This is a genomic window from Gordonia hongkongensis (assembly GCF_023078355.1).
In the GTDB taxonomy this organism is placed as follows: domain Bacteria; phylum Actinomycetota; class Actinomycetes; order Mycobacteriales; family Mycobacteriaceae; genus Gordonia; species Gordonia hongkongensis.
The window spans coordinates 5288856-5295947 of sequence record NZ_CP095552.1 but is presented as its reverse complement, the minus strand read 5'-3'; the positions used below and the strand labels follow the sequence as shown (position 1 = coordinate 5295947).

General features: G+C 65.3%; 7 protein-coding genes. All 7 read left to right on the top strand.

What is annotated here, in order from left to right; translation table 11 throughout:
• Positions 1–498 precede the first annotated feature (498 nt).
• The 7 genes from rpmH (at position 499) to MVF96_RS23805 (ending at position 7044) form a co-directional block, all read left to right on the top strand.
• Positions 499–642: a 50S ribosomal protein L34 gene (gene rpmH / locus MVF96_RS23835; protein WP_004020968.1), complete on the top strand. Its 144-nt coding sequence runs from the start codon at positions 499–501 to the stop codon at positions 640–642.
• Between the two features lie 46 nt (positions 643–688).
• Entirely contained in the window at positions 689–1117 is a 429-nt protein-coding gene (rnpA, locus tag MVF96_RS23830; protein WP_065630840.1) for a ribonuclease P protein component, read from the top strand.
• Entirely contained in the window at positions 1117–1539 is a 423-nt protein-coding gene (gene yidD / locus MVF96_RS23825) for a membrane protein insertion efficiency factor YidD (protein ID WP_240199374.1), read from the top strand. The genes rnpA and yidD overlap by 1 nt, the downstream gene beginning before the upstream one ends.
• A 27-nt stretch (positions 1540–1566) precedes the next feature.
• Positions 1567–2772, top strand: a complete 1206-nt coding sequence (gene yidC / locus MVF96_RS23820; protein WP_058252991.1) for a membrane protein insertase YidC — start codon at positions 1567–1569, stop codon at positions 2770–2772.
• Between the two features lie 45 nt (positions 2773–2817).
• Complete coding sequence (locus MVF96_RS23815; protein WP_137809136.1) at positions 2818–3507, top strand: Jag family protein; 690 nt, start codon at positions 2818–2820, stop codon at positions 3505–3507.
• A gap of 1706 nt (positions 3508–5213) precedes the next feature.
• Complete coding sequence (gene rsmG / locus MVF96_RS23810; protein ID WP_205334178.1) at positions 5214–5921, top strand: 16S rRNA (guanine(527)-N(7))-methyltransferase RsmG; 708 nt, start codon at positions 5214–5216, stop codon at positions 5919–5921.
• A 169-nt stretch (positions 5922–6090) separates the two neighbouring features.
• A complete protein-coding gene (locus MVF96_RS23805) occupies positions 6091–7044 on the top strand; it encodes a ParA family protein (RefSeq protein ID WP_065630845.1) in 954 nt (317 codons plus the stop codon).
• Positions 7045–7092: the final 48 nt, after the last annotated feature.

The following is a 7092-nucleotide window of genomic DNA, read 5'->3' as shown; positions in this document are numbered from 1 at the left end:
GGGGCTGGCCTCCTGGTCCGGAAAACTACCAGCGTTCACGAGCGCGGTGGCATCTGCGCCGGAGTCCCCGTCTCTCCACAGGGTTATCCACACCTGTGTACAAAGGTGACGAACTGGGGACTTCGGTCGGAGCCAGGTCCTCGAGGATCTACCTCGACGGGAGGGGTGGCCGACGCTGTGAGTGAACGTAACAGAGGTCGGGGAGGGCCACAAAGCGATCGGGACGTTTGACTCGATTCTGCTGACAATCTTGCTTTCGTGGCCCAGAACACACTGGTCGCGAACGGTCACCGAGAACGGACGTCGTCGTTTGATTTGGACGCCCGGTGTCAGTAGTCTCGACTGGTCATCCAGGTTGCGGATTTGCGCGGCGAACTTCCGTGTTCGCCGAGTCATCACCGACACCAGTTCGGCACCGTCCTGGATCAACAGACCAACGACAACATGTGGGTCATGCCCGGGTAACCGGCGTGCCCACAGGGAGCACAAGGAGTCACCGTGGCCAAGGGCAAGCGTACTTTCCAGCCGAACAACCGTCGTCGCGCGCGCGTGCACGGATTCCGTCTGCGCATGCGGACCCGCGCCGGACGTGCGATCGTCAGCGGCCGTCGTTCCAAGGGCCGCGCGAAGCTCACCGCCTGATCGTCGGCTCTCACCGGGTCCCGTACGGGGCCCGGTCAGCTGTTCGATGACTGCGCCCCTTCATCGGATCTCACGGGGATCCGACTTCTCTCGCACCCTCAAGTCCGGTGCGCGGGTGAACAGTCGTGACTTCGTCGTCCATCTCGCGATGGTCGGTCGTGAATGGCCCGACCCCCGCAGCCTTCGACGGGACGTGGCGATGTCCGGTGGTCCCTGGTTCGGTCTCGTGGTCAGCAAATCCGTCGGCAATGCGGTGACGCGCCATCTCGTCGCCCGCCGACTGCGCGCGGCATTCGCCGGCGCATCGCATCTGCTTCCCGACGAGACCTATGTGGTCGTCCGTGCCCGCCGAAGCGCGGCCGAGCGATCCAGCGACGAGCTCGCCGACCAGCTCCGCGACGCGTTCACCAGTCGTCGTGTCCTCGCCCTGTCCGAGGCCGTCGCGGCGTCGGCCGACGGAGCGGGACCGCGGTGATGGGCAACACCGACACCACGCCGTCACTTGAGACCGAGGCGGATTCGACGACTCCGCACGCGGCCTCGAGCGGAACCGGCGCGCGCCTGTGGCGCGGACTCCGCCTCCTCCCCCGCCGCACCGTCATCTTCCTCATCGAGCTGTACCGCACCTGGGTGTCGCCGATGCGTCTGCCGTCCTGCCGGTTCGAACCCACCTGCTCGGGATATGCGGTCGAGGCACTGGACCGGCACGGCTTCCTCTACGGCTCGGTGCTGTCGGTCATCCGGCTCGCGAAGTGCGGGCCCTGGCACAAACCCGGTTACGACCCGGTTCCCGAACGCGGCTTCGGCGAACTGTGCCGCGACCTGTGGCGCTCGGCGACCGGCACACACCGACCTCGAAACCATCAGCACGCGTCCGGCGAGACGCGTGCTCTGTGAGTACAACAAGTGAGGGGTAACTGACCCGTGCTCGACTTCATCTATTACCCGGTCTCCGGGATCATGTGGGTCTGGCATTGGCTCTTCAGCCATGTCACACCGAACTCCCCCGGTGGCGACGGCATCGCCTGGGCCCTGTCGGTGGTGTTCCTCGTGTTCACCCTGCGTGCGATTCTCTACAAGCCCTTCGTGAAGCAGATCCGCACCACGAAGAAGATGCAGGAGATCAACCCGCAGCTCCAGGCGATCCGTAAGAAGTACGCCAAGGATCGGGTCAAGATGACCGAGGAGATGCAGAAGCTGCAGAAGGAGCACGGGTTCAACCCGATGCTCGGCTGCCTGCCGATGCTGCTCCAGATCCCGGTCTTCATCGGTCTGTTCCACGTGCTGCGCTCGTTCAACCGTATGGGCACCGGCATGGGTCAGCTCGGCATGAGTGCGGCAGAGACCCGGTCCCAGGGCAACTACGTGTTCAGCGCCGAACAGGTGCAGAACTTCCTCGACGCCCGCCTCTTCGGTGTCCCGCTGTCGTCCTACCTCGTCGAGCCGGCGACCGAGTTCCAGGCCTTCGTCGAGCCCGGCTCCCCCATCGACTTCACGCGCCCGCAGATCGCGTTCGTCGTCATCCCCATGATGATCGTCGCCTCCATCGCGACGCACCTGAACTCGCGTGCGTCGGTTGCCCGTCAGCCCGAAGCGGCGCTGGAGAATCCGCAGACCCGGATGATGAACAACCTCGCGCTGTACGTCTTCCCGATCGGCATCCTCGTGACCGGTCCGTTCTTCCCGGTCGCCATCCTCCTGTACTGGATGAGCAACAACATCTGGACCTACGGTCAGCAGCACATCGTCTTCGGGCACATCGCCAAGGAAGAGGAAGAGGCCAAGCTCCTCAAGCAGGAGAAGCTGAAGGCCAATGCGCCGAAGCCGGGCGCGCGACCCGACCGGAAGAAGAAGCCCGCGGCGACGAACACCAACGGCGCCGACTCGACGAACGTCTCCCTCTCGAAGGACGGATCGTCGGACAAGGCCGGGACCGACGGTGTCGACGCAGATGCATCGCCCGACGAGTCGACGACCGCCGCAGCGGACACCGGGGCGGGAGCCAAACCCAAGCCGGGTCAGAAGCCCACACGCCCCGGCGCCGGCGCCGCACCGGGCAAGAAGCAGAACCACAACCGCGGAAGCCGTTCGACGGCCAAACGCGGAAACAAACGCGGTGGCAAACGATGACCGCCCCAGACTTGTTCGATGAAGCACAGAAGTTAGGTGAATGAGATGACAGCAGAGACTGCAACTCAAGCCGGTACGGACGCCGAGACCACGGCGGGATCCCAGACCGAGGACCAGGCCGACACGTCTTCGTCGGCCGCCGGCGACGACGGTGCGGTGGCGGAGAACGCCGTCACGGAAGCGGTGCATAGCGACGCCGATGATGACGCCGCGGACGAGACCGATGTCGACGACGACTCCGATGACGACGACTCGGATGAGGACGAAGACGACGAAGACCGTCTGGTCGAAGAAGGCGAGATCGCCGGCGACTACCTCGAGCAGCTGCTCGACGTCCTCGACTTCGATGGTGACATCGACCTGGATGTGGATGGCGACCGAGCAGTCGTCAGCATCGATGGCGGCGACGACCTGACGAAGCTCGTCGGGCGCAAGGGTGAGGTCCTCGACGCGCTCCAGGAGCTGACCCGCCTTGCGGTCCAGCAGGCGACAGGTGAACGCAGCCGCCTGATGCTCGACATCGCCCGTTGGCGGGCTGATCGCCGCGATCGACTGGCTCGCCTCGGTCGTGAGGTCGCCGAGCGGGTTCTGTCGTCCGGCGAGCGCGAAGCGCTGGATCCGATGACGCCGTTCGAGCGGAAGATCGTGCACGACGCGGTCGCGGTCGTCGACGGCGTCGTCAGCGAGAGCGAGGGTGCAGAGCCGAAACGTCGCGTGGTGGTCCTCCCCTCGTAGCAAGTACTCCCCTCCCCCACGGAGGTGAACAGGCCCCGACCGTCTCGGTCGGGGCCTGCTTTGTTTCCGGGTACTGCTTGGTTGTGTGCCGCGATAGCGGGTGGCGTTTCGACGGCGTTGCGCGCTGTGGGCTACTTACACTGTTGTTGTTTCACGTGAAACACGACTCGTCCGCTGAGGCGGCGCACAGAACGGATGCGCGCGGGGCGTTGATGTGCACGATCGAGTCGACGGTCGGCGCCCCTTGCAACTCGGGTTGCGGTCAAACGTCCCGGGATGTCGCCGACGGAATGCGTAACCGTCACCTTCGGATGCCTCGATCCCCCGCGCCCGGTGGCCGACTCAGTCGGCGACGTTGCTGCACATGGCGGTAGCGCCAACTCGCACCATGGACGTCCTCGTAGCGCGGTGGATGGCCACGTGTGCCGGACGCGACGAGAGAGCCCAAAGCCGTTCATTGCCCGGACCGGGTCGAGGCCCGTTCGGTCGAGCGGCTGCCGAGTTGCAGTCTCGGCGGCCGCTGTGACGCCAGGGCAGTTCCGGGTGTTGGCAGCGCGGACCGCGGCAGTGACTCTCCGGCGGGTTGGGATACCCGCGCCACGCGTCGCCACTGGCCAACGACACCGCTCGCTGCTCGGTCCGGACGCAAACTGGTCGAATTGTCACGTGACGCTTCCTTCCGGGACCGGAGTGTCAATCGAAACGGTCGTCATCAGACCCTTCGAGGCTCGCTTCGCTCGCACCTCAGGGAGCTGGGTGGCGCAGGGCTCGCACGTCACTATCTTCAGCCTGGCGACTGTTGTGGACCATGGAAGAACACTCGTGAACATCCGAGTCCGTGCTCCCCTGGTCCGAATGAACGACCTGCTCCCTGAGGGCGTCCGGAGCTTGCGGAGGGCGCGTCTAGTTCCGCCCCTACGGAGTGTCCGGAGCTTGCGGAGGGCGCGGCAAACCTGCGCTCTTTGAGGAGGGCCCGGAGCTTGCGGAGGGCGCGTCGCCTCCCGTGCCCTGAGGAGCGTCCGGAGCTTGCGGAGGGCGCGTCACCCCCTGCTCCCTGAGGAGGCCGGAGCTTGCGGAGGCCGTCACGAAGGGTCTTCGCAACCCGGCCCACCAAGACCCTTCGTGACGCTCGCAAGCTCGCTCCTCAGGGAGCGGGTGGTGCCGCTCGCCAGGTCGCTCCTCAGGGTGCAGGCGGTGCCGCTCGCGAGTCGTTCCTCAGGGAGCAGGATGACGCTCGCAAGGTCGCTCCTCAGGGAGCAGGTGGTATCGCTCCCGAGCTCGCTCCTCGGTATCTGCGGCCTGGCGGCCGTCGTGGGCTACGAGGGAACCACCGCTCCCTGAGGAGGCCGGAGCTTGCGGAGGCCGTCACGAAGGGTCCTGGCGAGATGCGTCGCGAATCTATCGAGGCTCGTCGATCTCGACCGCGCTTCTTCGTCGCTTGTTTGGGCCTGGCGGCTTTTGCTTCTGGCCCCAGGGCCAGAGATCTAGCGGATCTCTCGGACCAGGGAGCGGGAGGGGGCGAAAGCGACGCAGATGTCGATCGCGGGTTCGACGGGACGTTGCGCTCAGTTCCGTCGGTTTGTCGTCGAATCACATCGATGTGTTTCACGTGAAACATCGCGCTAGGACCCGATGTGCACCGACCTGCCAGAGGGTTGGGTTTCACGTGAAACACTGTCTAGGTATCCCACTCGAACGGAGGCGAAGTGCCGTCTGACGCACAACCCGGGCACGAGCACGATCTTGATGCGTTGGCGGTTCCGCCAGACATCGCGACTGATGTCTTCGGTGAGCGGGTGGCGCTGGCGGTGGACTACTGGCGCGTCCTCGCCACCGACGGGATCGACCACGGACTCATGGGTCCGCGAGAGGTCCCGCGACTGTGGGATCGTCACATTCTCAACTGCGGCGTACTCGGCGAGCTCATCTCGCACGGGTTGCGCGTGGTCGACATCGGCAGCGGTGCCGGCCTCCCCGGCATCCCCCTCGCCATTGCACGCCCAGATCTCTCGATCACTCTCATCGAACCGCTACTCCGACGCAGCACCTTCTTGGACCGTGCTGCTGCCGCGCTCTCGTTGGACAACGTGATCGTGATCCGAGGGCGAGCGGAAGAGAAGGCGGTACGCGCCGTCGTCGAGCCCGCCGATGTGGTGACGTCGCGAGCAGTCGCGCCGCTCGAACGGTTGGCGAAATGGTCCGCTCCCCTGGTCCGTCCCGGAGGCCAGATGATCGCGATCAAGGGGTCGTCAGCCGCCGAAGAGATCGAACGCGATCGGGCGGTGGTCGGGCGCTCTGGGATCACAGAACTGACGGTTCACACGTGTGGCGATCGCGTTCTCGAGACGCCGACGACCGTGATCGTGGGAACGAAGACCGAGCGGTCGCGCGGTGGCCGTTCCGGACGGCGCTGAGGAGGCGATCGGATTGGTGTGGAGTCCGCGGAGGGCGCAGAATAGGAAGCGTTCTGTCGGCACCCCCGAAGGTGCTGCAATGGACGCTTCCGCGACCGTAGGGTCGGCAGCTACAGCCGCCGGCGGTACGGACGCGAGTCCGTACGAGGTCGGTCAAAGGAGTCCACGCGTGGTCGATCAAGACCCGAATGTTTCACGTGAAACTGCGGCAGGGGGTCACCCCGGAGTTGACGGCCAGCCCTTCGCCGACACCCCAATCGCCATGGCCGCCGAGCGCGCGAGTCAGGTACTGACTCCCGGGGGTGCGGGGCAACTACCCAAACCGCCGCATACACGGATCATGACCGTCGCCAATCAGAAGGGCGGCGTCGGGAAGACCACGACGACCGTCAACCTTGCGGCGGGACTCGCGCTGCGCGGTCTTCGCGTTCTGGTTGTCGATCTCGACCCCCAGGGCAACGCCAGTACCGCGCTCGGCATCGATCATCGCGCAGAGGACATCGCATCGGTGTACGAGTTGTTGCTCGGTGAAGTGACCCTCGAGGAAGCGATCCAGGAGTCGCCCAGCCAGCGCGGCCTGTTCTGCGTGCCTGCGACTCTCGATCTGGCCGGCGCCGAGATCGAACTCGTGTCGCTGGTGGCCCGCGAGAATCGGTTGCGTAATGCGCTCGCCGACGATGTGCTTGCCAAGTACCAGATCGACTACGTGTTCATCGACTGTCCCCCATCACTGGGTCTGCTGACCGTCAACGCGATGGTGGCAGCCCGTGAGGTTCTCATCCCGATCCAGTGCGAGTATTACGCACTCGAGGGCGTCGGACAGCTGCTGCGCAATATCGAACTCGTACAGGCGCACCTCAACCGTGAGCTCCACGTCTCCACGATCGTGCTGACGATGTACGACGGCAGGACGAAACTGGCCGACCAGGTGGCCGAAGAAGTGCGGCGTCACTTCGGCGACAAGGTGCTGAGCACGATCATCCCGCGGAGCGTCAAGGTGTCCGAGGCCCCCGGCTACGGGATGACGATCATCGAGTATGACCCCGGCTCTCGCGGCGCAATGAGTTACCTCGATGCCGCACGCGAACTGGCGTTGCGGGCTGCCGAGGGGGCGCCGGCGTGATCCGGTATCGCCTCGGTTCACGTGACACGCCGACTCACGACCATCATC

What these genes read in the sequence shown, in the direction of transcription:
- rnpA (WP_065630840.1), top strand. Translation starts at nt 689, where the DNA reads ATGACTGCGCCCCTTCATCGGATCTCACGGGGATCCGACTTCTCTCGC.
- yidD (WP_240199374.1), top strand. Translation starts at nt 1,117, where the DNA reads ATGGGCAACACCGACACCACGCCGTCACTTGAGACCGAGGCGGATTCG.
- MVF96_RS23815 (WP_137809136.1), top strand. Translation starts at nt 2,818, where the DNA reads ATGACAGCAGAGACTGCAACTCAAGCCGGTACGGACGCCGAGACCACG.